The following is a 1727-nucleotide window of genomic DNA, read 5'->3' as shown; positions in this document are numbered from 1 at the left end:
ATTTGATGACGGGGCGGCGCACACTCGTGATTTCTAATCGTGAGTTAGCCGCCCGGCAAGGTCTATACTACTATACAGATGGTAGTGTATATGGTATAGTGACAAGTGGAAGTAAAACACGGCAGAGGTTATGTTTACGCGATAGAATACCACATAGTATGGTGTGTTAAGTATAGACATCAAGTCTTAGAAGGAGACATAACAGACTATTTGAGACAACTGCTGGTAGAAACAGCGATTCAGTATGGCTTTAGGATAGAAACTTTAGAGATCGTATCTGACCACGTACACGCTTTAGTTTCAGCAACTCCTCAACACACTATTCCTAATATAGTAAAAGTCCTTAAGGGGGTGTCTGCTAGAAAGTTGTTTCTTAAATTCCCTGAACTGAAAAATAAGTTGTGGGAAGGGCATCTTTGGAATCCATCATATTTTGTTAGCACGGTGTCAGAAAATACAGAAGAACAAGTCAAAAAGTACATAGAAACACAAAATGCAAAAAGCGTTTAAAGTTACACTCATTCCAAGTCGCAGCCAGGAAGTCTTAATTAATAAGACTATCGGTTGTGCTAGATTTGTGTACAATCGCTTTTTGGCAAGACGCAAAGAGTTATATGAGTCTGAGCAAAAGACTTTAAACTATAGTGGATGCAGTCAGGAATTAACGCAACTGAAGAAAGAGATAGAGTGGTTAGCTGAAGTCGATAAGTTTGCCCTTCAAAATTCTTTGAGGAATTTAGAGACTGCGTACAAGAATTTCTTTGCAGAGCTAAAGAAACCCAAACAAAAAAGACGATTTGATTTTCCTAAGTTCAAAAAGAAGCACGGATTTAAACAGTCCTATAAAACCAACTTCACGAACGGAAACATTCAACTACGGGACAACTACCTCAAACTACCAAAGTTAGGCTGGGTGAAATTTCACCATTCTCAAGAAATAACCGGGATTATAGTTAATGTTACTGTCACTCGTACAACAACTGGTAAATATATTGCTAGTATTTTGTGCGAGACAGAGGTAGAAAAGCACCCTGATGTAGATAGAAATATTGGGTTGGATTTAGGAATAAAATCGTATCTTGTTACTAGCAATTTAGAAGAGATTGAAAACCCTAAATATTACCGAAAAGCTTTAAGAAAACTACGCAAAGCCAATCAAAGACTTTCTCGTAGCATCAAAGGTAGTAACAATCGAGTCAAAGCGAAAACCAAACTGGCTCAAATTCACGAACGTATAACAAATGTTAGAGATGACTTTCTGCACAAGTTGTCTACCCGACTTATCCGAGAAAACAGTATTATCTGTATCGAAGATCTTCGAGTAGCTAACATGGTTAAAAACCATAAGTTAGCACTCAGTATTATGGATGCTAGCTGGTCAAAATTCGTTGCCATGTTGGAGTATAAAGCTTTATGGCATGACCGAATCGTGCAGAAAATATCTCCTTTTTTCCCCTCATCTCAAATCTGTAGCTGTTGTGGTTTTGTTAACCCAGAAGTAAAGAATTTGAGTATAAGAGAATGGGACTGTCCTAATTGTAATACTCATCATTTGAGAGATTATACGGCAGCAGTCAATATTCTTCATGAGGGATTGAGAATTTTAAATGCCGCCGATGGTTCAACGGAGGCACAAAACGCTTGTCGAGATGAGATAAGACCTAGGGATTCTCAGGCGCTTGTCAGTGAAGCAAGAATCGCGTGACTTTTAGTCATGCGAGGTTCAA

2 protein-coding genes are annotated in these 1727 nt (G+C 38.6%); both read left to right on the top strand.

Going from position 1 to position 1727, the window contains the following annotated elements:
* Positions 1-105: 105 nt before the first annotated feature.
* Positions 106-510 carry an IS200/IS605 family transposase gene (tnpA, locus tag UYC_RS0101440; RefSeq protein WP_016873772.1) on the top strand — a complete coding sequence of 135 codons (405 nt, stop codon included), beginning with the start codon at positions 106-108 and terminating at the stop codon, positions 508-510.
* A complete protein-coding gene (tnpB, locus tag UYC_RS0101435; protein WP_016879212.1) occupies positions 494-1705 on the top strand; it encodes an IS200/IS605 family element RNA-guided endonuclease TnpB in 1212 nt (403 codons plus the stop codon). Before tnpA ends, tnpB begins: the two co-directional genes overlap by 17 nt.
* The last annotated feature ends 22 nt before the right edge of the window (positions 1706-1727 follow it).

The organism is Chlorogloeopsis fritschii PCC 6912 (assembly GCF_000317285.1).
Lineage (GTDB): Bacteria > Cyanobacteriota > Cyanobacteriia > Cyanobacteriales > Nostocaceae > Chlorogloeopsis > Chlorogloeopsis fritschii.
This window is presented reverse-complemented; position numbering and strand designations above follow the sequence as displayed.

Excerpts from the sequence above, each read along its gene's own strand:
- tnpB (WP_016879212.1), top strand. The coding sequence starts at position 494 with ATGCAAAAAGCGTTTAAAGTTACACTCATTCCAAGTCGCAGCCAGGAA.